The 21,548-nt window shown below is 57.8% G+C and carries 20 protein-coding genes; 13 read left to right on the top strand and 7 right to left on the bottom strand.

The features are described 5' to 3' along the window. Nucleotides 1-29 precede the first annotated feature (29 nt). From N4R57_17635 to N4R57_17605, 7 genes are read right to left on the bottom strand one after another with little or no spacing between them, the layout of a single operon-like run. Complete coding sequence (locus tag N4R57_17635) at nucleotides 30-782, bottom strand: tyrosine-protein phosphatase (GenBank protein UYV36791.1); 753 nt, start codon at nucleotides 780-782, stop codon at nucleotides 30-32. Between the two features lie 8 nt (nucleotides 783-790). After that, entirely contained in the window at nucleotides 791-1,597 is an 807-nt protein-coding gene (locus N4R57_17630) for a metallophosphoesterase (protein ID UYV36790.1), read from the bottom strand. After that, nucleotides 1,594-2,364 carry an ATP-binding cassette domain-containing protein gene (locus N4R57_17625; GenBank protein ID UYV36789.1) on the bottom strand — a complete coding sequence of 257 codons (771 nt, stop codon included), beginning with the start codon at nucleotides 2,362-2,364 and terminating at the stop codon, nucleotides 1,594-1,596. The genes N4R57_17630 and N4R57_17625 overlap by 4 nt, the downstream gene beginning before the upstream one ends. Next, on the bottom strand, nucleotides 2,361-3,311 hold the full coding sequence (locus N4R57_17620; protein UYV36788.1) for an ABC transporter ATP-binding protein: 951 nt from the start codon (nucleotides 3,309-3,311) through the stop codon (nucleotides 2,361-2,363). The genes N4R57_17625 and N4R57_17620 overlap by 4 nt, the downstream gene beginning before the upstream one ends. Further along, the gene (locus N4R57_17615) at nucleotides 3,308-4,126 is read right to left on the bottom strand and encodes an ABC transporter permease (protein UYV36787.1); all 819 of its coding nucleotides are present in this window, start codon (nucleotides 4,124-4,126) and stop codon (nucleotides 3,308-3,310) included. Before N4R57_17615 ends, N4R57_17620 begins: the two co-directional genes overlap by 4 nt. Beyond that, complete coding sequence (locus tag N4R57_17610) at nucleotides 4,123-5,067, bottom strand: ABC transporter permease (protein ID UYV36786.1); 945 nt, start codon at nucleotides 5,065-5,067, stop codon at nucleotides 4,123-4,125. Before N4R57_17610 ends, N4R57_17615 begins: the two co-directional genes overlap by 4 nt. Nucleotides 5,068-5,116: 49 nt before the next feature. Further along, a complete protein-coding gene (locus N4R57_17605) occupies nucleotides 5,117-6,610 on the bottom strand; it encodes an ABC transporter substrate-binding protein (GenBank protein ID UYV36785.1) in 1,494 nt (497 codons plus the stop codon). Between the two features lie 112 nt (nucleotides 6,611-6,722). Between N4R57_17605 and N4R57_17600 the strand changes: the two genes are divergently transcribed. The 13 genes from N4R57_17600 (at nucleotide 6,723) to N4R57_17540 (ending at nucleotide 21,546) form a co-directional block, all read left to right on the top strand. Further along, a complete protein-coding gene (locus tag N4R57_17600) occupies nucleotides 6,723-7,229 on the top strand; it encodes a hypothetical protein (GenBank protein ID UYV36784.1) in 507 nt (168 codons plus the stop codon). Nucleotides 7,230-7,303: 74 nt separating this feature from the next. After that, on the top strand, nucleotides 7,304-8,401 hold the full coding sequence (locus N4R57_17595) for an HlyD family efflux transporter periplasmic adaptor subunit (protein ID UYV36783.1): 1,098 nt from the start codon (nucleotides 7,304-7,306) through the stop codon (nucleotides 8,399-8,401). Then, entirely contained in the window at nucleotides 8,398-9,573 is a 1,176-nt protein-coding gene (locus N4R57_17590) for an ABC transporter permease (GenBank protein ID UYV36782.1), read from the top strand. Before N4R57_17595 ends, N4R57_17590 begins: the two co-directional genes overlap by 4 nt. Next, nucleotides 9,573-10,262, top strand: a complete 690-nt coding sequence (locus N4R57_17585) for an ATP-binding cassette domain-containing protein (GenBank protein ID UYV36781.1) — start codon at nucleotides 9,573-9,575, stop codon at nucleotides 10,260-10,262. The genes N4R57_17590 and N4R57_17585 overlap by 1 nt, the downstream gene beginning before the upstream one ends. Before the next feature lie 247 nt (nucleotides 10,263-10,509). Then, nucleotides 10,510-11,427 carry a sigma-70 family RNA polymerase sigma factor gene (locus N4R57_17580; GenBank protein UYV36780.1) on the top strand — a complete coding sequence of 306 codons (918 nt, stop codon included), beginning with the start codon at nucleotides 10,510-10,512 and terminating at the stop codon, nucleotides 11,425-11,427. 164 nt (nucleotides 11,428-11,591) lie between these two features. Next, nucleotides 11,592-11,969: a RidA family protein gene (locus N4R57_17575; GenBank protein UYV36779.1), complete on the top strand. Its 378-nt coding sequence runs from the start codon at nucleotides 11,592-11,594 to the stop codon at nucleotides 11,967-11,969. 138 nt (nucleotides 11,970-12,107) lie between these two features. Beyond that, the gene (locus N4R57_17570; GenBank protein ID UYV36778.1) at nucleotides 12,108-13,019 is read left to right on the top strand and encodes an alpha/beta fold hydrolase; all 912 of its coding nucleotides are present in this window, start codon (nucleotides 12,108-12,110) and stop codon (nucleotides 13,017-13,019) included. A gap of 465 nt (nucleotides 13,020-13,484) precedes the next feature. Continuing rightward, nucleotides 13,485-14,471, top strand: coding sequence for an ABC transporter permease (locus tag N4R57_17565; protein ID UYV36777.1), 987 nt, complete (start codon nucleotides 13,485-13,487; stop codon nucleotides 14,469-14,471). A 93-nt stretch (nucleotides 14,472-14,564) separates the two neighbouring features. After that, a complete protein-coding gene (locus tag N4R57_17560; protein UYV36776.1) occupies nucleotides 14,565-15,584 on the top strand; it encodes a sugar ABC transporter substrate-binding protein in 1,020 nt (339 codons plus the stop codon). Nucleotides 15,585-15,685: 101 nt separating this feature from the next. Next, nucleotides 15,686-17,794, top strand: coding sequence for an SMP-30/gluconolactonase/LRE family protein (locus tag N4R57_17555; GenBank protein UYV39610.1), 2,109 nt, complete (start codon nucleotides 15,686-15,688; stop codon nucleotides 17,792-17,794). Then, nucleotides 17,791-18,867 (top strand): hypothetical protein, encoded by a 1,077-nt coding sequence (locus tag N4R57_17550; protein UYV36775.1) that lies wholly within the window; start codon nucleotides 17,791-17,793, stop codon nucleotides 18,865-18,867. The genes N4R57_17555 and N4R57_17550 overlap by 4 nt, the downstream gene beginning before the upstream one ends. Further along, the gene (locus N4R57_17545; GenBank protein ID UYV36774.1) at nucleotides 18,864-20,366 is read left to right on the top strand and encodes a sugar ABC transporter ATP-binding protein; all 1,503 of its coding nucleotides are present in this window, start codon (nucleotides 18,864-18,866) and stop codon (nucleotides 20,364-20,366) included. The genes N4R57_17550 and N4R57_17545 overlap by 4 nt, the downstream gene beginning before the upstream one ends. Nucleotides 20,367-20,418: 52 nt before the next feature. Continuing rightward, nucleotides 20,419-21,546 (top strand): zinc-dependent alcohol dehydrogenase family protein, encoded by a 1,128-nt coding sequence (locus tag N4R57_17540; GenBank protein UYV36773.1) that lies wholly within the window; start codon nucleotides 20,419-20,421, stop codon nucleotides 21,544-21,546. Nucleotides 21,547-21,548: the final 2 nt, after the last annotated feature.

Raw genomic sequence — 21,548 nt, 5'->3', positions numbered from 1 at the left:
GGAATACCTCCCGTCCCAGCACGCTTCATTCAATCGCTGAGAAGACGGTCGCGCAGCGCGGAGATGTCGCCAGCGGCCAGTCCGATGTCCTTGAGATAATTCGACATCGAGCCATGACGATGTGTGACCTGATCAAGGGTTGTGGCCATTGTCAGCGGCGCGCAGGCCAAGAACCTTGCGTGGGTTTCGGCATCGCCGCCGTTGGCGCGGGTGCGGGCGAGAAGCTCTTTCACAAGGTCGGAAATGAAGTCGCCGGTCAGCGCATAATCCGACAGGATAGTCTCGCGGTCGACACCGGCGATTTCCAGCAGCAAGGCAGCGACCAGTCCGGTGCGGTCCTTGCCGGCGGTGCAATGAAACAGGATGGTGCCGCTCGGTGCGCTGGCAATGGTTGCGAGGATGTCACGCATGGCCTCGCCGCGATCAATCAGCGCGGTGAGATAGAATTGGATCAGAGGGTCGTCTTCGCCAGCTTCTTTTGTCGCCATAAGCGCGGGGGCGAGATCATCATAAACCGGCTTGTGAAAGAAGTTGATGCGGGCGTGGTCCACAAAGGGGTTCGGCTCATCCGTGAGTTCGCCTGCGGAGCGCAGGTCGATCACCGAGGTCAGCCCCTCGTCGGTGAGGGTGGCAAAGCCGTCTGACGTCAACCGATGCAGCCCGTCGCCGCGCAAGACGCGGCGCCAGCGGGTGGTCATGCCGTCGCGGGTCGTATAGCCGCCCAGATCGCGGATGTTCTGGACTCCGGGGAGGTCGATACGGCGTTGGGGAAGGTCCTTCATGGCATGTCCTACTTGAAAGCGCGCAAGCGGGCTTCTTCGAGCACGCCAAGTTCGCGCCGTTCAGGCGAGAGCGGTGCGAATGCCACTGAAAGGCCGGAAGGACGCACAATACACAGGCCCATGCTGGTGCCTTCGACGATACGCATATCGCGTTGTTCGAGGATGTCGACGGTGGAGTTGAGGCCCATGCAGGTGATGACCGGCACGCCCATCCAGTGATGCATCTGATCGAGGTGAACGTGACCGGAAAGCACGCCGACAACGCCGCGACCGGCGATGGTTTGGCCAAAACGCGCGCTGCTGTCGGCATCGAGGCTGGCCCATGGCAGGGTGCGCTCGTCCATGCGCGGTGGGTGGTGTGCGACGATCAGCTTGGGCAGATCGGGTTCCCTATCGAGCGCCTCGTCGAGAAAGGCGATCTGGTCCGGGTCGAGCCGTCCGGCGACATGTCCGGGCACCAGCGTATCGAGGGTGATGACGTGGAGGCCGGCGACCACCATTTCGTATTGATAGGGCGCGTCGCCGGTGCCGGTTGCAAACACCTCGGCAAAGGCCGCGCGTTTGTCATGGTTGCCGAGCGCCATGGCGACGGGCGGTTTCAGCTCGGCGAGCAGCTCTTTGACCAATTCATAGGACGACGGCGCGCCGGTGTTGGTGAGATCACCGCTGGCGACAACCAGATCTGGGCTCGGCTCCATCGCGTTGATCGCGGCCACGGCGCGGCGAAGCGTGCCGGTGGTATCGGTCTTCAACCCGATGTCGCCTGCATCAGGGTGGGACACATGGAGGTCGGTGAGATGCACAATGCGGGTCATATCAGTCCGGCGGCTTTCAATAGTGAACGTGTGTAGGGCTGCTTGGGCGATTGCATAATGTCACCGGACGCGCCGTATTCGACGGATTTGCCGTGTTCCATGACGAGGATGCTGTCGCAGATGCTGCCTACGACCGAAAGATCGTGGCTAATGAACAGAATTGCAAGGCCCAGTTCGTCTTGCAAGTCCATGAGCAGGTTGAGAATCTGCGCCTGAACCGACATGTCGAGCGCCGAGACGGCTTCGTCGGCAACAAGCAGTGCGGGGCGGGTGACGATGGCGCGGGCGATGGCCACGCGTTGGCGTTGACCGCCGGAAAACTCATGCGGGTATTTGTCGGCGTCGGCGGCGCGCAGGCCGACTTGATCAAGGGCCTGAGCGACGCGGCCGTTATCGGTTTCGCCCATGGCACGAAGCGGTTCGGCGATGGACCAGCCGACGGTGCGGCGCGGGTTGAGGCTTCCGAATGGATCCTGAAACACCAGCTGAAACTGTGGGCGCAGGGCACGTAGGTCAGGGGCGGGCAGGGTGGCGAGGTTTTGGCCGTTAAACAACACGCGCCCCTCGTCCGGTTTTTCAAACGCCATAACCATGCGGGCGAGGGTCGATTTTCCGGAGCCGGATTCGCCGACGATGCCGAGCGTCTGGCCGCGTTCAAGCGTGAAACTGGCCTTGTCGACAGCGGTGAGCACCGGCGCCGGTTTCAAAAGCGCGTTGCGCGGCAGACGGTAGCGCCGGGTGGCCTGTGCGACCGACAGGAGGGTCATGTTTCGTCTCCGAGCCGGTGGCAGATTGCGCCGCCGACACGTGGCGGACGCTGGGTGGCGCAATGGGGCAGTTCGACGGGGCAGCGCCCGGCAAAACGGCAGCCCTCAGGCAGATCGGCAAGCGGCGGCACGGTGCCCGGAATTGTCGGCAGACGTTTGCGCCGACCGCTGGTTTCCCGCATGTTTTCCGGGCTGGGCCGGGCCGCAAGCAACCCTTGGGCATAGGGATGTTGTGGGTTGGACAGCACATCGGCGGTTTTGCCGCGTTCAACGATATCGCCGCCATACATGACCAGCATGTCCTCGGTCGCGCGGGCAACGGCGGTGAGATCATGCGAGACAAACACCAGCGCCATGTTGCGGTCGCGGGCGAGGCGGGTGAGCAGTTCGGTGATCATCAGCGCGACATTGGCATCAAGCGCGGTCGTCGGTTCATCGGCAATCAGCAAGCCGGGGTTGCACGTGAGGGCAAGGGCGATCAGCACGCGCTGGCGCTGGCCGCCGGACATTTCGTGCGGGAATTGGCGCAAGCGGGCTTCGGGGTCGGGGATGCCGACCTCTTCGAACAGCGCAAGAGCGCGGGCGCGGGCGGCGGTGCGGTCAAGGCCCATGTGGATGAGCAGCGGTTCCATGACGGTGTCGCCGACGCGTTTGATCGGGTTGAGCGCGGCCATCGGCTCTTGGAAGATCATGGCGACGCGACGGGCGCGCAGCTCTTGCCAGATGCTCTCACTCGCGCCGGCCATTTCGGCCCCGTCAAGGGTCATGCTGCCGCTGAGCGTGGCGGCGTCGGGGGTCATGCCGATCAGGGACAAGCCGAGCATGGTTTTGCCACAACCGGATTCCCCGACGATGCCGATGCGGTCACCAGCGCAGATCGAGAGGGAGACCTCGCGCACGGCCTGTCCGGTTCCGAATGCCACTGTCAGGTTTTCTAGGTCGATCATCTTTCACGCGCCAATCTTGGGTCGGTCACATCCCTGAGGCCGTCGCCCATCAGGCTGAACCCCAGCACGGCGACCACGATGCAGAGGCCGGGATAGATGGCGAGTTGCGGGGCGAGATACATCAGGGTTTGCGCCTCGGAGAGCATTCGCCCCCAGGACGGAGAAGGCGGCTGTGCGCCCAGTCCGAGATAAGAGAGAGCCGCCTCGGCGAGGATGGCGATGGCGAATTCGATGGTTGCCTGCACAATGACCGGCGCGGCGATGTTGGGGATGATGTGATCGCGGGAGATCACGAAGCGCCCCATACCGGCAGCGCGGGCGGCAAAGACGTATTCGCGGGTCCAGATCTGATTGGCGGACGCGCGGGCGACACGGGCAAAAACCGGGATGTTGATAAAGGCGATGGCGATGATCGCAACCGTTAGGGAGGGGCCGAAGACCGCCGCCAGCATGATCGCGAAGAGCAGCGCCGGGAACGCAAAGCTGATGTCGGCGATCCGCATCACCAGCTCTTCGACAAACCCGCCGATGGCCGAGGCCAGCAGTCCGAGCGCGACGCCGATGGTGCCGCCGATGAACACCGCCGTCAGCGCCACGGCGACCGAGTTGCGCGCCGCCGCCATAAGCTGGGACAGCACGTCGCGGCCCAGCTGATCGGTGCCGAGCCAATGTTCGGGTGAGGCGGGGGCGAATTTGTTGCGGATGTCGAGCAGGGTGTGGTCGTAAGGTGTCCAGACCAGTGACAGGGCCGCCGTTGCGACGACCAGCCCGACGAGCACCGCGCCGATGAGAAGGTTGGTAGGCAAGCGCGTCATTTGCGGGCCTTTAGACGTGGGTCAATCGCCACATATAGCAGATCGACAATGAAATTTGCGGTGACGACAATGGCGGCAAACAGCATGACGAGGGCCTGCACCGAGGGCAGGTCTCGGTTGGAGATGGATTGAAAGATCAAGCGGCCCAGACCGGGCAGGTAAAACACGTTTTCGATCACGATCGTGCCGGTCACAAGCGCGGCGAACTGCATCCCGACGATGGTCACGATCGGGATCAGGGCGTTAGGCAAAACATGGCGCCACAACACCCGGCGACGCGAGTAGCCCATGGCGCGTGCGGTGCGGATGTAATCAAGGCGCATCACTTCGAGCGCAGAAGAGCGGGTGACCCGCGCGAGCACCGCCGATTGCACCAGCGCCAGCGCGACTGTCGGCAGGATCAATGCCTGGATCGCAGCGACGGGATCGGACCAGCCGGGAAAGCCGCCCGGCGGGAGCCAGCGCAGTTTGACCGCGAAGAGCATCACCAGAAGGATCGAAAGCCAGAACGCAGGCACGGCGATGCCCAGTTGGCTTAAGAACATAACGCCCCAGTCGCCGGGCTTGCGGTGGTTCGCTGCCGCGCCGATGCCAAGCGTAAAGGCGAGAATGACGGTGAAGATCATCCCCGACACGGCGAGCGAGATGGTCAGGGGCAGGCGTTCGACAACCAGTTCGGACACCGGCACGCGGAACGAGTGGCTGATGCCAAAGTCGCCTTGGAGGGCGGCCCAAACCCAGTGCACATAGCGCTGCAGGACCGGCTCGTTGAGCGCAAGCTCTTCGCGCAACGCGGCAAGCGCGTCGTCGGTGGCGTCCATGCCAAGGATCGTCAGCGCCGGATCGCCGGGCAGGATGTTCATGACGGCGAACACAACTGCCGAGACGACAAACAGCGTCAGGACAAAGCTGAGCGTGCGTCGGAGGAGAAAATAACCCATGTCAGAGGATACATGCGCCGGTCCGTAAACCGGCGCATGAGGAATCCGTTCAGTTCACGCTTACACCTGCAAGGGGTTGGAACAGAACCGCACGCGACGGCCAGAAGCCTTTGACGTTGGATTTATAGACACCAAGCGCCGGCAGCTGGAACAGGAAGCCGTGAACGGCCTGATCGGCGAGGTGCTTTTGCGCCTGCTTCAGCAGTTCGTTGCGTGCATCTGCGTCGACTTCGGTGCTGATCTTGGTCCAGAGAGCGTTGTAGTCGGCATCATCGTAGCCGTAGAAGTATTTCGGCCCACGCGCAAAGTTGCTGAGATCATTGGGCGAGGTATGCGCGATGATCGTCATGTCGTAGTTTTTCTTCTTGTAGACCTCGTCGATCCAGAAGCCCCATTCGACGTTTTCGACTTTGGCGTCGATCCCGGCTTCGGCAAGCTGTGCCTGAATGATCTCGGCAGAGCGTGTGGCGTAGGGGAACGGCGGCACGCGCAGGGTCATGGTGGTGCCTGCGACGCCAGCTTCCTTGAACAGTGCCGTGGCTTTGGCGGTGTCATGCGGGAAGGTGCCGGTCAGGTCGACATAGGCTGGGCCATGTGGAGGGTAGAAGCTTCCGATTGGCACGGCTTGGCCGTACATGGCGCCGTCGATGATCTCGCCACGGTCAAAGGCGTGGGTGATGGCCTGACGCACGCGGGGGTCGTTGAACGGCGGTTTGGCGTTGTTCATCGCCAGAATAACTTCGCCTTCGGTCGAGCCAACAACGACATTAAACCGCGGATCGGCTTCGAATTGCGGCAGAAGCTCGGGCGCGGGGAAACCGGGGAAGGCGTCGATTTCTTCAGACATGAGCGCGGCAGTCGCGGCCGCAGCGTCCGAGATGAATTTGAACTCGACCCGATCAAGCGCAACCGAAGAGGCGGCGCGGTGGTCGGGGTTCTTCACCAGCACAAGCTTGTCGCCGCGTGTCCAGCTTTCGTATTTGAAAGGGCCGGTGCCGACGGGTGTGGCGTTGTTCGCAGCAACGCTTTCTGTTGCCACGATCGAGGCGTCGCCCTGGGCCATGTTGAACAGGAAATAGGCGTCTTTCTGCTTCAACTTGATTTCGATCGTGGTGGGGTCAATCACAGTGATCGCTTCAATCGGCTTGAAGATCTTCTTGGACGGGTTAACCGAATCTTCGGCCATGGCGCGATCAAAGCTGAACTTGACGTCATCGGCGTCAAAGGCAGTTCCGTCGTGGAATTTGGCGCCGCTGACCAGTTTGAACGTATAGGTGAGGCCGTCGTCCGAGACGGTCCAGCTTTCTGCAAGCTGGGGCAGAACTTCGCCCGACTGGTTTACCGTCGTCAGGGATTCATAAACGTTTTGCGTCAGCATGCCGTCGATGGAGGCAGTCGCATCGGCTGTCGGGTCAAGCGAGGTTGGCTCTTGCTGTGCGCCGATCACGATAGACATGTCGGCGAGCGCGGCGACGGGCGCTATCGCAAATGAAGCGGCGAGCGCGGCAACGGCCAAGGCCGGAGCACGGGTTATCTTGGACATCGTAGGTTCTCCCTGTCGGTTATCTGTAAGGGGCTGCATTTAGGCCCTCTTTCTCTTTGTAAGTCTGCGCAACTATTCCGGTTTGTTCAAGCGGAACCCTGATCATTCATAAATGTTTCAAATTGCAGTGGAAGTTTGCATTAGAGCCGTGCGTTTGCCTGTCGCTTGGGCAGTTTGGGTTTTTGCAAAGGGCGAGTTGACCCTTGAAATGAAGCAAGTGTTCACGCAACGGCATTGTCAGTGCCTTTTGCGGCCCTGCATCGGGCCGGAGGGCGTAAATGCCAAGGACCGACCGGTGCCAATCCGGCAGACCCTGGATGAGATCACGCGAGGAGATTTCGTGCTGAACGCGGCGATCGCGCAGATGACGTTTGCCGATGAGTTGCAGGACAAGATCGAGGCGGCGGGCAAGGCTGTTGGTAGTTATGTCCGCCATCCCGGATCATGCGCGACCATTGATCCAGCGCAAGGCGTGGTGTTTAAGAAATGTGTCAAAGGTCCGAATACCCATGCTGTTTGCTATGAACCTTGTGGAAAAAACCGCCGACTTTCAGAGGCCAACACCCAACAATGGCACAAGAAACCTACAGTTCTGCCGATCTTCCGTTGGAGGATATAGGGCTTTCAAAGGCTGAACCGGGAGCGGCTCGGAAGGCTACGGGACGGTCGCGGTTGCTTGTTGTGCCGCTGTTTATGGCCACTTTGTTTACAGGGGCCGTGATCGGCATGTATTTTCAGCCACCGGGCTTGCGGGCGTTTTTCAACACCACGGGACTGGAACCGGGGGCGGGCACCAATACGCCTATCGCGATTGCGATCTCGCAAGTTACTTTGCAAGAGCAGGTCGCAGTTATCAGCGAGGGGGATGTGGTTGCATTGGGACGCATCATCCCGCGCGGTGATGTGATCAGCATTGCGACGCCATCAGGGGCAGGGGATGCGCGTATCGCAGAATTGCGCGTCTCTGTCGGTGATGTGGTTGAGGCCAGAGATACGCTTGCCGTGCTTGATAATCTGGCGCAGCTGCAAAGCGCGGTTGCTTCGGCACAAGCCGCGCTGCGCGTGCGTGAGGCCGGATTATTGCAAACGCAAGCATCCGTCACCGCGAGCCTGTCAGAGGCGCAGGCCTCTCTTCAGCGTGCGGAAACGGTGGCGAGTGCCGCGCAGTTGGAGTTGAACCGCGTGACGTCTCTGCTTGAGCGAGGGGTCACCACGCGAGCGGTGTTTGACAAAACGCTTGCCGAGGCCACCCAAGCCGCCCGCGATGTGGAACGCGCGCAGGCAACGCTGTCGCGTTATGCGACCGGGTCGCAGGTTGTTCAAGCCGACATCGCTGTTGCGCAAGCCAATCTGGACGCCGCGCATGCAACGCTTGCCAGTGCGAAGCAGGATCTGGAGCGGGCGTATGTGCGGGCGCCGAAGCGCGGGCAGGTTCTTGATATCAATGTGCGTGCGGGGGAGCGCCCTGGCGCGTCAGGGATCATAGACCTTGGTGACACGTCACAAATGACCGTTGAAGCAGAGGTGTATCAAACGATGATCGGGCGCGTCGTTATAGGCGACCCGGTTATTATAAGTGCGGACGCGTTGGAGCAGGATTTGACCGGAACCGTCACTGCAATCGGGCTTGAGATTGGGCGACAATCCATCACCTCGGATGATCCGGCCGCCAACACGGATGCGCGGGTTGTTGATGTGATCGTCACCTTGGATGCAGCGTCGTCGGCTCTCGCGGCGCCCTTCACCAATCTTGAAGCGATCGTGCGGATTGATGCTGGCCGCGCGCCATGAACCGTCTGCTCACCCTTTTGTTTGGTCGATTGCCGATCGGTTGGTTGCAGCTCAGCCATAGCCGAGGGCGATTATTAGCGGCCGTTGCCGGGGTGGGTTTTGCCAATCTTTTGGTTTTCATGCAGCTGGGAATAATGGGCGCGCTCAATAACTCGACCGTGGCCCCTTATGGGTTGCTGAATGCAGATATCATTTTGTCCTCACAAGAAGGCAACACGCTGACGGATAGCGGGCATATTCCGCGTGCGCGGATGTTTCAAGCTCTTGGAGTGGCAGGTGTGGCAGAGGCCACGGCGCTCTATATCGGCAACCTGCCATTCACGCTTGAGGATGGCTCAACGGTGTCGCTCCTGAGTTTTGGGTTGGATGTAACCAAGCCGCAATTTGCTTCGCTTCCGCTTGTGGATACCATTCAACGGCTTAGCCTTGAAAACACTGTTATGCTGGATAAGGGCACCCGTGGGATGCCCGAAACGGTGATTGATCAATTGGTCGCTGGCGGGCGATTGAGTTTTGAAACCGGAGGAAACACATTCACCGCCATCGGCACCATGGATATGGGCGGCGGGTTTCTGGCGGATGGGATGATGATCATGTCGGATCAGACTTTTCTGCGGGCTTTTCCGAGCAGAGCCAGCGGTGCGCCCAATCACATCCTGCTCCGAACCGTGGATGGTGTGTCGATCGACGCGGTGGTTGCGCGCCTGAGAGGGGCTCTGCCTGAGGGTAATTTGCGCATTCAGACCATGCTTGAGTCAGCTGCAAACGATCAGGCCTATATGTCGACCAAGCGTCCGACAGGGATTATTTTTGGCTTTGGCGTATTCATGGGAATCCTTGTGGGCCTGGTGATTGTTTATCAGGTGCTGTCCACCGACGTTGCCGACCATTTGCGCGAATATGCGACGTTCAAGGCGATGGGCTATGGCCAGCCGTTTTTTCTCGGGATTGTATTCGAGGAGGCGATCATCCTTGCAGTGTTCGGGTTTATCCCCGGTTTCATGGTCTCATTGGGGCTTTATGCGGGATTGAACTCGGTCACCGGATTGCCGGTTGCGATGGAGGCTGGGCGTGCGGTCTTGGTGTTTTTGGGCACGCTTGCGGCGTGTAGCTTGTCGGGTGCTATTGCGACGCGCAAGCTTGCCAATGCTGACCCGGCGGATTTGTTTTGATGCGCGGTGACCCGATCATCGTCAAAGGACTGAACCATTTTTTCGGAACCGGTGACGCCCGCAAGCAAGCTATTTTCGACATAGATCTGACCATAAAAAGGGGAAGCCTGACGATTTTGATGGGACCGTCGGGGTCGGGCAAGACGACGCTTCTTACGCTGATTGGGTGTTTGCGTGAGGTGAGCGAAGGTCAGGTGCAGGTGTTGGGTTATGATCTTAACGGAGCGAGCGAGGAGGTGCTGGTGGGGTTGCGCCGCCGTCTGGGTTTTATCTTTCAGGCTCACAATCTGCACGAAAGCCTAACTGCGACACAAAACGTGCTGATGGGGCTTCAGGTTCATGGCGATGGTCAGGTGAGAAAGCAACGCGCTGCGGCGCATCACATTCTCGGCTTGCTGGGCCTTGCAGATAGGCGTGATTACTTGCCGGGAAACCTGTCTGGTGGGCAAAAGCAGCGGGTCGCAGTGGCGCGCGCTCTGGTTTCTAACCCCGAGGTTATTCTGGCTGATGAACCGACTGCTGCGTTGGACAAAGAGTCGGGGCACACGGTTGTTCAAATGCTGAAATCCATGGGTAAAGCGCGTGGGACAACCACGGTGATGGTCACCCATGATCCGCGTATTTTGGAGATGGCCGACCGGATCATTACTCTGGAAGACGGGCGGGTTGTGGCGGATGACTTGCAGTAAGTTCTGCGAGTTGCAAAAGCCCTTGTGACCTGAGCTGCCGAAGGGGAGGAATTGTTGGGCGCGTTCGCAGATCGCCTGACAGTGGCTCTGGTGAAGTTTTTTTGACGTCACAAAATCAAGGGCCGCATCGTCGTTTCAATGTTGAACTTGCGTGCTTGGGGCTACCGCTCTGAAAGAGAAATTTGCGTTGATTGCGAGGGCTGTATGATTAACTTTTTGACGTGCCTATTTATGTCGGGGCATTGTTGTGACCCACGATGACAAGCTGACGGCTTTTCAAAACGCGCGTCCACAGCTTGTTGGTGTGGCGTATCGCTTGCTTGGGTCGATCAGCGAAGCCGAAGACGCGGTGCAGGATACCAGCGTCAAATGGTTCGGGCTCTCGCCGCCAATGCCGGACAATCCGGTTGCGTGGCTAACCACGGTTTGCACCAACCGATGCCTTGATATTCTCAAATCATCGCATCGCCAGAAGATGGATTATATTGGCCCGTGGTTGCCCGATCATTTGGCGACAGAAACCGCATTGGATGCCGAGCAAAGTCTTGAAATAGCCTCGAGCTTGACCACGGCCTTTCTGCTGATGATGGAGCGGCTGACTCCAAAAGAGCGTGCGGCTTACTTGCTGCACGACATTTTCGATATGAGTTATGGCGAAGTTGCCAACTGTCTGGGGCTGAGCGAGGTGAACTGCCGCAAGTTGGCGTCACGGGCACGGCGGATGATCGGACAGGAAAACGTGCGTTTTGTTCCAGACGAGGCCCAGCAGCGCAAACTGCTGGCAGCGTTTCAGAATGCGTTGGTCAGCGGGTCTGCCGATCAACTCACCAGAATGCTGGCTGAGGAAGCCGACCTGCGTGCAGACAGCGGCGGCAAGGTGGTTGCCATAACGCAGGTTCTGGAAGGTGCGGATGCCGTTGCCGGGTTTATCACGGGCACGCTCAGCATTGCTTGGGCCGAGACTGCGATGACGGTTCAGATGGTCAATGGGCAACTTGGGCTCGTCCTGCGTGACAACGATACTCCGTTTGCAGTGGTTACCTTTGGCTATGACCGATCGGGTCTTGTTCAAAGCGTTTTCATTCAACGCAACCCCAGCAAGCTTGCGAACTCTGAGGGGGTGGCGGCGCGACCGGATGTCAACGGTGGTCTAACGCTAAACTAAGCTTAAGCGCGCGCTTTGCGGGGTGCAGAGCAGTTGGCGGTCATGGCGTTGAGCCATCAAGCCTTGTCGTTGTCAGGGCACTTAAATTCGCAGCTATCAGTGTCACAGATGTGACTTCTCATTCGTCATGCTTTTGTTCAACAGAAAATCAAAAGGACAAACAGATGAGACAACGCGTTTTTACCGGCTCGCCCATGGAGAAGACGGCGGGCTATTCTCGCGCAATTGCCTGCGGTGCGTTTGCACATGTCGCCGGAACCACCGGGTATGACTATGAAACCATGCAGATGCCTGTTTCGGTAACCGAGCAGACACAAAACACAATCGAGACAATTCAGCGTGCGCTGGAAGAGCTGGGCTTCACGCTTAACGATGTGGTGCGGGCCACTTATTATGCAACCAGCCGCGATTATGTTGACAACATTTTCGCAGTCGTCGGGAGCGTTTTTGTCGATGTTCGGCCTGCGGCCACTTTGATTGTTTGCGATTTGGCTGATCCGGCAATGAAAGTCGAGATTGAGGTGACTGCGCAGAAGCGTTGATCTTTCGTCGCCTCCGATCAGGTTGCCAGTTTCGCAGAGTGGCTCAGCGGGTCATCCGGTTTGGGGCTGGGGCAAGCGTCACAAATCGGCTGCATCAAGCGTCGTTCAGGTGTCGCAATCAATGAAAGGACATAAGCCATGTTAAACCTCAATAGGTTTGCCCCGGTTCTTGCTACCACCCTGATGCTGTTCTCTGTTAGTCAGCCCGCCGAAGCGGACAGCACTTTTGAAGTGCTGCGATCCTACTACGAATTGGATGCCAATCTGCCTTTGGCGCTTGAGAAACAGTCGGATGTTTTGTCCGATGGCAAAAGGGTTGTCGACCTTACGTTTAAGGGTTTTGACAACGAAATGATCTCTGGTCGCATGGAATACCTGACCGTGGAGGGCGGCGGCGGAAAACGCCCTGTGGTCATTCTTCTTCACGGTATCACCCAATCCCTTGACCAGTGGTGGCGCACAGATGATGGGCCATATTCATTCCCTGCGGCGCATCGTGAAGCGCTTGTTAAGAATGGGTTTGCCGTTTTGGCCATTGATCTGCGCAACCATGGTGCGCGTTTGCAATCGCATGATTTTGCCAATCCCTATGCCTACCTTGAGCAGAGCTATTTTGAAGCGGCGCGTAAGATGATTTCGCAATCCGTTCTCGATGTAAGACGCACAATTGATGTTGCTCAGACATTTGAGGAAATCGACGCGGAGCGCATCGCAATTGCCGGGTTTTCGCTTGGTGCGTGGACGGGGTTTTTGGCGGCCTCGGTTGATGAGAGGGTTGACGCATCTGTTATCATTGGCATGCCTTTCCTGCTGCCTGCAAAAGGGCAAAGCACCCATTTTATATCGCAATTTGAATATGTTGTGGGATTGCAGGGAAAGCCGATGCTGTTGATTGCGGGGTCCAAGGATCACTTTTACACCAAAGATGTTGTCGACATGCTGGAGCAAAAGCTATCGCCAAGCGGAGCCGTGAAATGGCTTGAAAGTGGTCATGATTTCCCTCGTTCAACGGCTGCGCTTACGCTTGAGTTCTTGAACGGCGCTTACTGAGGTTCGCCCAGCCAGAGCCTCGCGGCTGATCGGATGGAGTGCCGGTCAGCCGAAAAGGTGAAGTGAGCCAGGAATTGGAAGTGTGTCACCCAAGAATGGCATTGTCCAAACGTTTTCTATTCAGGATGGCAGGCGGCCATCAATCGTATGTTCGGTAAAAAAACGCGCTCGCGAAGGGCGACCACTCGCTGGAAGCGGAAGGGCGCCGGTAGCTCTCTAAAGAACGCCTGCCAACGTCTGCGTTATAAACGTGTTGTGGTATGCGACATAACTTGCGCTTGGGGTCGAAGCAAACTCGGTGAACGGGGCGCCCACCGAGGCCGGCCAGCTTTCATTCCAAAACATAGCCATAAGTTTTTCCTATAGCTGCATAAGGAAATCAGCATTATCTTAATGGCAGCAACCTTCCCCATAGTGATGAAGACGGCTCATGCTGTCATCAGCCGGGTTGGGGAGGCCTTGCGAATGAAACCTTTGGGCTGGCGCGCTGCGCTGACACAGGAACGAATTGTTTTCTTTATTACGCTCGCGTTGTTCGCTGTTTTTGCGGTCACGTTGAACGGCTTTCTGGCGGGGAATAACCTTCTTGCCCTTTTGCGCAGCGTTGCGGTTCTGGGGATACTCGGCTTCGGGATGTTGGTTGTTGTGCTCGGTCGTGGGATCGATCTTTCGATGATCGCCACCATGGCAATTTCGGTTGCTTGGACGATCCAGTTGGTGGCCACGGGCACCGAGCTTGGTCTGGCGCTTGCCATAGGCTTTGGCTTTGCGCTTGCGATGAGCTTTATCACGGGTGTTCTTGTTGCTTATGCCGAGATCCCAGCCATTTTTGCGACGCTGGCAATGGCGAGCTTTATCTATGGTTTCGGACGCGCGAACCTGATTACCGGGACGGATGTTGTCTATTTGCCGGCCAGCTTTGGTTGGGCGACGCATATCGGTCAGGGCCGACTCTGGGGCATCCCAATTCCGGTTCTGCTTGCTGCGCTATTCGCGTTGCTTGTGTGGGCGTTCCTGAAATTTTCAAAGCACGGGTTCAACACGTATAACATCGGCGACAACATCATGGCGGCGCGTGTGACCGGGATCGCAGTGCGCCCGACGATTGTTCTACAATATATGCTGTCGGGGTCAGCCGCGTTTGTGGCCGGGCTTATTACCGCCACGGCGGTGCAGTCGATGAACACCCGGATCGCCAATTCCAACATGATTTATGACGTGATCCTGATTGTCGTGTTGGGAGGGGTTAGCCTTTCAGGCGGACGCGGCACGGTGCGCAATGTGATTGTCGGCACTCTTTTGATCGGTGTGTTGGTGAACGGCATGACCATTATGGACATCCAATACACGATCCAGAATGTCATTAAGTCAGTGATTTTGCTGATGGCGATCATTGCCGACAGCGTTCTGAATCCGCGCGACGAACAGACCGGACAGCAAGGCGATATCTGAACAAAAGCGGCGGGAGGAGTGCCGTTTTGCATTTGTGTTCGGATGTTTAACGAAAAACCAAAACTAAGAAATTTCATCAACGGAGGAGACAACATGAAACTTTCAAATTGCATCAAGGCAGTTGCTTTGGCCGCTCTCGGCAGCGTGGCGGCACTGCCCGCGGCTGCGCAAGACCCAAGTGACCCGTTCCGCGGGCCCGCGCTGAGCACTCTCGAAGGAAAATGGGTGGCTTACTTGCCGATTTCGGCGGGGTTTGACCTTGCTCAGGCCTGGGGTGGAGTGGTCAAAGAAGAAGCCGAAAAATACGGCATGCGCTTTACGATCCAGGATCCGAACTGGGTCACCGATGCGATGAGCCAAGGGATGACCAGCCTGATCGCGGAAGGGCCGGATGTTATCGTGACGCAAAACCCTGACACCCAATCTCTGGCCCGGTTGCTGATGCAGGCGAACCGGAAGGGGATCACAGTTATCCAGATGAACATGCAGGGTGCTGTGCAAACCGATGCCTACGTTGGTCCCGATTATGTTGGCCTTGGCCGCCAGATCGCGAACCTAGCGATTGAGAAATGCGGTGCGGGCACCGATACGTCCCACAAGATTTCGATCGTGCAAGGCGTTCTGACCGGCGGTGTGAGCTATTTTCAGGTGCAAGGCATCATGGAGGTTCTGAAAGACCGCGACGACATTCAGATCGTGTCGAGCCAAGCCGCGGACTGGGACGCGTCCAAGGCACGGGCGATAACGGAAACGGTGCTTCAACAACATCCGGACCTTTGCGCCATTTTGGACATGTGGGATGGGCAGGCCATCGGCACTGGCGCAGCTGTAAAGCAAGCTGGATTGGCCGATAGCGTGAGCGTTATCACCTCAGGGGGTGGCGCAAAATCGACCTGTGACCTGATCCGCGATGACACATTTGACGTGGTCTATAACTATGACGCACCCGGTATGGGCCGCGACGCATGGACGGCGATCATGATCTCGCTTCAAAACGGTGGCGGCGGCAAGACCAAGACGCAGATTTTCTCGCCTGCTTGGCCAATGACGAAAGAAAACGTCGACAAAGCCTCGTGCTGGGATCCTGAGATTTACGCTAAACGCTTGCGCTAAATCCAGCCACCAAGGCAGTGCGGGGTGAATGCCATCTCGCGCTGCCGCATAACCTCTGAATACAAATTTCTGTCTCCCGGGAGGGGTCTTTCGTGACGCTGATGAAATCTGCTCAGAAAGCGCGCTATCGCTGGTTTCCTGACCACGCTATTGGCGAGATGCTTTCGAAAAACTGGATTGATAACGCAATTCCATTTGTCATCATGCTGGCAGTGATTGCCGTCATGGGGTCGCTGCTCTCGAATTTCTTTACCGGAAGCAACATTTCAATTTTGGCGCGCCAATATGGCGAACTCGCGCTTGTTGTTCTGGGCATGACGATTGTTATTCTCGTCGGCGGCATTGACCTCTCTGTTGGGTCGAATTTTGCCTTGGGCAACTTCATGATGCTCTATTTCTTGAACGTCTTGGATTTGCCTGTCGGGCTTGCTGCGCTCTTGGTTGTTCTGATTTGCGGCACTGTTGGATTGGTGAATGGGGTGCTTGTTGGCTATCTGCGGCTGCGGGCCTTTTTGACCACTCTGGTGACGCTGATTATCGTGCGCGCCATCGTCGATCTGTTGCTGCTTGCCTATGCACAACAGATGTCGATGAGTTTCTACTCTTCGCCGCTTTGGGATGCGATGGGCCTTGGCGGTGTATGGATTTTTCCGTTTAGCTTTGTCGTGGTCGCGATTGTCGCCATCGTCGCTCATATCGCGTTTTCACGCTCTGGCCCGGGGTGGCGACTACTGGCGATTGGAGGCTCAAGACGCTCGGCCTACAACATGGGTCTGCCGGTCCGGCGGATCGTATGTTCGGCCTATGTGATGTCGGGGATGCTTGTCGGAATGGCGGGTGTGCTCTATGCCGCGCGGCTTTCTGGGGCGGGGTCGGATACGGGTATCGGGCTTGAGGTTTCTGCGTTGACTGCGGCGATCCTCGGGGGCAACTCGCTTGGGGGAGGCCGTGGCTCGGTGGCTAAGGCGCTGATGGGCGCGGTGACTGTGCTGGTCCTCACGAACGGGGTGTTGCGACTGGGGCTTAACTCAGGCTCGGGGCCGATGGTTCTGGGTCTTGCGCTTCTGTTTGCTGTCTTTGTCGATGTGCGTTGGATGAAGAACCGGCACAAGCTTTTGTCCAAGGTCTATGTCTCGCCGACGCTTGTTGAAATGCCGGAGCCACGTTCCACCGAAGATGGCGCTCTTGCGCTGAACGACCGGTTGAGCGCCGTCGAAGTGATTGCGGAAGGCGAGGTTGAAAGCCCTGAGGATGTCATTCTTGACGATGATGACTTTCTTTATTCTGGCAATCGTCATGGGGATATCATCCGGTATTTCCCGCCGGATTATACCAAGCACGAGGTTTACGCGCATATCGGCGGGTCGCCTTTGGGGATGGCGTTTGATCGTGACCAGAACCTTCTTGTCTGTGTCGGAGGCATGGGGCTTTACAAGGTTTGCAAATCGGACCGCAGCGTCGAGAAGGTCACCGATGAAACCAATCGGTCGCTGTTTTCTATCGTCGACGACAGCCGCCTGCGGCTTGCCGATGATCTTGATATTGCGCCCGACGGCAAGATTTATTTCTCTGAGGCGACTGTGCGTTACGAGATGCACGACTGGCCTGTGGATGCTTTGGAGAGCCGGGGAAATGGGCGGATCATTTGCCACGACCCTGAAACCGGACAGACGCGCACAGTAATCAAGAACTTGGTATTTCCGAATGGTGTCTGCGCAAGCCATGACGGAAAGTCCATTTTGTTTGCCGAAAGCTGGGGGTGTCGTATCAACCGCTATTGGCTTGAAGGCCCCAAGAAGGGCACCAAGGAAATCGTTGTTGATCGTCTTCCGGGGTATCCTGACAATATCAACCGCGCGTCTGATGGATCCTATTGGGTTGCGTTGATGGGGATGCGCACGCCAGCGCTTGACCTTGCGTTGTCCAAGCCGGGTTTCCGCAAGCGGATGGCGCGGAGGATTGCAGCGGATCAGTGGCTTTATCCCAACCTCAATATCGGCTGTGTTGCCCGTTTCGATGACGCTGGCACGATCCATGAAAGCCTTTGGGACCGCAAAGCCGTCAATCACCCGATGATCACCTCGATGCGCGAACACAAGGGCTGGCTCTATCTGGGCGGTATTACCAACAACCGCGTAGGGCGGATCAAGCTTCCTGAGCGGGATCAAAGCTGGACCGGGTATCAAAGCTATTGGGGGGCGAAAACATGAGCCGGATGTTTCGGATACCTGCGCTTGACCGTTTTCTAGGCAGGGGAGAGGCCGCAGTTACGGTGCCGCCGCTTGATGGCGGGCTAAAACCCAACAACAGGTTGGAAGAGCTGCCTGCGGGGATTTCGGCCAACGCGCCAGATGACATGGCGCTTTGGCAAGGTGGAGTGGTTTGGAGCGATGGCTGCCAAGTGATGAGCGCGGCGGGAGAGATCCTTGCCATTGAAGAGCCAATCACGGCGATTGCGGCGAGCGAGAATATTCTGGCGATTGCATCTGCCAAGGGTTTGACATTCTTCGACGCGAGCGGTGGCGATGTGACGCCCGCGCTTTCGGCGGATATCACGCATACCACAGCATTGGCGTTTGCCCCCGATGGGACGCTTTGGTTTGCCACCGGATCGACGCAGTTGCCGCCTGCTGAGTGGCGGCGCGACCTGATGGAGTTGAACCGGAGTGGAACGCTTGGGCGGGTGTTGCCGGGCGGGCAGGTGGACGTCACCAAGACCGGATTGGGATGGCCCGCAGGGATCGCCGTGCGGCGTAGCGGTGCGATCGTGGTGGCCGAGGCGTGGCTTTCGCAGCTGATCGAGTTTGACGCAAATGGTGGCGGCAAGGGGCGCGTGCTGTTGGATGAGGTCCCCGGTTATCCGGGGCGTTTGACCCGTCGCGCCTCTGGCGGTTGGTGGCTCTGCATTTTTGCACCGCGCAGTCCGCTGATTGAATTTGTCCTGCGAGAGCCGGATTACCGCCGTGCAATGCTTGCAGAAATCGAACCGGAGCTCTGGGTGGCGCCGAAGTTGTCATCTGGCGAGAATTACCGCGAACCGATGCAGGGTGGTGCGCTCAAACAGATGGGAGTTCTCAAGCCTTGGGCGCCGACGTTGTCTTATGGGTTGATCGTGGCTCTGGACGCAAATTTCGTACCGCAAGAAAGCATGCACAGTCGCGCCGGTGGGCAGCGACACGGGATTACCGGCGCGCTTGATATCAACGGTGAGCTTTGGATGGCGGTGCAAGGCAATGGCGAAGTCCTGTCGACGAGCGCGACGGATGTGGGAGGCGCGGCATGACTGTCCCTGTTGTAGAACTTACAGATGTCACAAAGGAATTCCACGGGAACCCTGCAATTTCCAAGGTGACTTTCTCGCTTGCTCCGGGAGAAATCCATTCGCTCTTGGGCGAAAACGGCGCCGGCAAATCAACGCTGACCAAAATGATCGCAGGCGTGCATGTGCCGACATCCGGCAGCGTGCGTTATCAGGGCAAAGACGTGAATTTCACCTCGCCGCAAGAGGCGCTGGAAGCTGGTATTGCGATGGTGTTTCAAGAAACGTCTTTGGTGCCGTCTTTGACGGTGGCGCAGAACCTTGTGCTGGGGAACGAGAAGAAGCTTAACCGGCTTCGTGGTCTTTACATTTCAGCGCAGCAATTCCTGCAATCGCTGAGTTTCGATGTCGATCCGACCGCGTTGGTTTCGACACTTGGTGCGGCCAAGAAACAGATGGTCGAGATCGCCCGCGCGGTGCGGCATGAGGCAAAAGTTATCATTTTTGATGAGCCAACCGCGACGCTGACGCCTGAAGAGAAATACCACTTTTTCGGTCTGATAAAGCGGCTCAAGGCGCAGGGGGTGTCGATCATTTTCATTTCTCACGCTCTGGAAGAGGCGCTTCAGATTTCGGACCGGATTACTATTTTGCGGGACGGGCGGCATGTCATCACCGACAGTGTGTCACAGTTTGATCGTGACAGCATCGTCGGCCATATGGTTGGGCGGCAGTTGTCCTCGACGATCCATGCGGAAGGCAAAGGCACGCGCAAGGCGCGTCCCGCCGGGAAACGGGTATTGTCGGCGCAAAACCTTTCGATGGGCCAGATTGTGAGAAACACTTCTTTTTCTGTGTTCTCAGGCCAGGTTACGGGTGTTTTCGGGTTGATCGGTTCCGGGCGGACCGAGACGTTCAAGATCATCTCGGGCGTGGTAAAGCGTGACTTTTTCCATGGGGGCGAGGTGCGCCACGAAGGCAAGAATGTGCGCTATCGTGTGCCGCGCCCGGCAATTCGGGATGGCATTGTCTATGTGACCGAAGATCGAAAGCTTGAAGGGTTTTTTGAAACGAAATCCATCGCGCAAAACATCTATTCCGGCCTTGTCGGGGCCGAACTGCAGAAGTCGTCGATTGTCAGCTACAGCGAGATGAAGGAACTGGCCAAACACTGGACCGGGCGGCTGAACATCAAATCCATCGAGACCGATGCGAAGGTGATCGAGCTTTCTGGTGGCAACCAGCAAAAGGTGGTTTTGGCCAAGGCATTGGCGCAGAAACCGAAGCTTATCATTCTGGACGAGCCGACGCGGGGTGTGGATGTCGGGGCGATTGCCGAGATCCACGATGTCATCAATGACTTGGCGGATGCGGGTCTTCCGGTGGTGATGATCTCATCTTATTTGCCTGAAATTCTGAGCTTGTCTGACAGGGTTCTGGTCGCGCGATTGGGACGCATAGTTGAAGAGTTCTCGATCGAAGAGGCGTCAGAAGAAGAGATCATGTACGCGGCCGTTCACTGAGCCAAGCGCATCGAATGCGCTGAGCGAAGGACCGTTTGGGAGAGAGAAAAGCATGAAAATCAAAGCGGCAGTATTGGAAGAAATTGGCCGGGAAGGCCCCTATGCGGAGACGCGACCGATCACGGTGTGTGAGGTTGATCTCGAAGGTCCAAGAGACGGCGAAGTTCTGGTTGAAATTGCGGCGGCGGGGCTTTGTCATTCGGACCTTTCTGTGGTGAATGGCGACCGTCCTCGGCAGGTTCCCATGGTAATGGGACACGAAAGCGCGGGTATCGTGCGCGCGGTTGGCCCGGATGTGGAGCGTTTCGAGCCCGGCGATCATGTTGTCAGTGTTTTTGTCCCGTCTTGCGGTCATTGCGGGCCGTGTCGCAATGGTCGCCCGGCGCTGTGCGAACCGGGGGCCGCAGCGAACGGGCGCGGAGAATTGATTGGGGGCGGAACGCGGCTCAAGAGGGACGGTGAGGTGCTTCATCACATGACCGGTGTGTCCTGTTTTGCAAGTTACGCGGTGGTTTCGCAGAACTCACTGGTGCGGATTGATCCCAAGTTGCCGCTGGAGATTGCGGCATTGATGGGCTGTGCGGTGCTGACAGGTGCGGGCGCTGTGTTCAACACGGGCGATGTCAAACCCGGAGGCTCGACCGTTGTGGTTGGGCTTGGCGGTGTTGGGCTTTCTGCGGTGATGGCGGCGCGGGCTGCCGGGTCGCAAACCATCGTTGCGGTTGATATTCTCGACGACAAGCTCACGCTAGCCAAAGAGCTGGGTGCGACCCACGCGATCAATAGCTCGCAAGAGTCCGCTTTAGAAGAGCTTCGGGAGGTGACACAGGGCGGCGCCGATTGTGCGATGGATTTCACCGGTAATGTTCATGCCCTGAGGTTTGCGTATGACGGGACGCGGCGTGGCGGCACCACGGTTACGGCAGGACTGCCAAACCCGGCGGCTGTCCTTGAGCTTCCGGCACTTAGCCTGACTGGTGAGGAGCGGACGCTGAAGGGCAGCTATCTTGGCTCGGGCGTTCCAAGCCGGGATATCCCGCGTTTCATGGGGCTTCACGAGCAGGGGCGACTGCCCGTTGATCGGTTGATGAGCGAGAAAATCCAGCTGGAAGAAATTAACGAAGGCTTTGATCGGCTCCATGCTGGCAAGTCTATTCGGCAGGTCATCACCTTTAGGTGACG

It is taken from the genome of Rhodobacteraceae bacterium D3-12 (assembly GCA_025916135.1).
Classification (GTDB): domain Bacteria; phylum Pseudomonadota; class Alphaproteobacteria; order Rhodobacterales; family Rhodobacteraceae; genus JAKGBX01.
This window is presented reverse-complemented; position numbering and strand designations above follow the sequence as displayed.

What these genes read in the sequence shown, in the direction of transcription:
- N4R57_17635 (UYV36791.1), bottom strand. Translation starts at nt 782, where the DNA reads ATGAAGGACCTTCCCCAACGCCGTATCGACCTCCCCGGAGTCCAGAAC.
- N4R57_17630 (UYV36790.1), bottom strand. Translation starts at nt 1,597, where the DNA reads ATGACCCGCATTGTGCATCTCACCGACCTCCATGTGTCCCACCCTGAT.
- N4R57_17625 (UYV36789.1), bottom strand. Translation starts at nt 2,364, where the DNA reads ATGACCCTCCTGTCGGTCGCACAGGCCACCCGGCGCTACCGTCTGCCG.
- N4R57_17620 (UYV36788.1), bottom strand. Translation starts at nt 3,311, where the DNA reads ATGATCGACCTAGAAAACCTGACAGTGGCATTCGGAACCGGACAGGCC.
- N4R57_17615 (UYV36787.1), bottom strand. Translation starts at nt 4,126, where the DNA reads ATGACGCGCTTGCCTACCAACCTTCTCATCGGCGCGGTGCTCGTCGGG.
- N4R57_17610 (UYV36786.1), bottom strand. Translation starts at nt 5,067, where the DNA reads ATGGGTTATTTTCTCCTCCGACGCACGCTCAGCTTTGTCCTGACGCTG.
- N4R57_17605 (UYV36785.1), bottom strand. Translation starts at nt 6,610, where the DNA reads ATGTCCAAGATAACCCGTGCTCCGGCCTTGGCCGTTGCCGCGCTCGCC.
- N4R57_17600 (UYV36784.1), top strand. Translation starts at nt 6,723, where the DNA reads ATGTTTCAAATTGCAGTGGAAGTTTGCATTAGAGCCGTGCGTTTGCCT.
- N4R57_17595 (UYV36783.1), top strand. Translation starts at nt 7,304, where the DNA reads ATGGCCACTTTGTTTACAGGGGCCGTGATCGGCATGTATTTTCAGCCA.
- N4R57_17590 (UYV36782.1), top strand. Translation starts at nt 8,398, where the DNA reads ATGAACCGTCTGCTCACCCTTTTGTTTGGTCGATTGCCGATCGGTTGG.
- N4R57_17585 (UYV36781.1), top strand. Translation starts at nt 9,573, where the DNA reads ATGCGCGGTGACCCGATCATCGTCAAAGGACTGAACCATTTTTTCGGA.
- N4R57_17575 (UYV36779.1), top strand. Translation starts at nt 11,592, where the DNA reads ATGAGACAACGCGTTTTTACCGGCTCGCCCATGGAGAAGACGGCGGGC.
- N4R57_17570 (UYV36778.1), top strand. Translation starts at nt 12,108, where the DNA reads ATGTTAAACCTCAATAGGTTTGCCCCGGTTCTTGCTACCACCCTGATG.
- N4R57_17565 (UYV36777.1), top strand. Translation starts at nt 13,485, where the DNA reads ATGAAACCTTTGGGCTGGCGCGCTGCGCTGACACAGGAACGAATTGTT.
- N4R57_17560 (UYV36776.1), top strand. Translation starts at nt 14,565, where the DNA reads ATGAAACTTTCAAATTGCATCAAGGCAGTTGCTTTGGCCGCTCTCGGC.
- N4R57_17555 (UYV39610.1), top strand. Translation starts at nt 15,686, where the DNA reads ATGAAATCTGCTCAGAAAGCGCGCTATCGCTGGTTTCCTGACCACGCT.
- N4R57_17550 (UYV36775.1), top strand. Translation starts at nt 17,791, where the DNA reads ATGAGCCGGATGTTTCGGATACCTGCGCTTGACCGTTTTCTAGGCAGG.
- N4R57_17545 (UYV36774.1), top strand. Translation starts at nt 18,864, where the DNA reads ATGACTGTCCCTGTTGTAGAACTTACAGATGTCACAAAGGAATTCCAC.
- N4R57_17540 (UYV36773.1), top strand. Translation starts at nt 20,419, where the DNA reads ATGAAAATCAAAGCGGCAGTATTGGAAGAAATTGGCCGGGAAGGCCCC.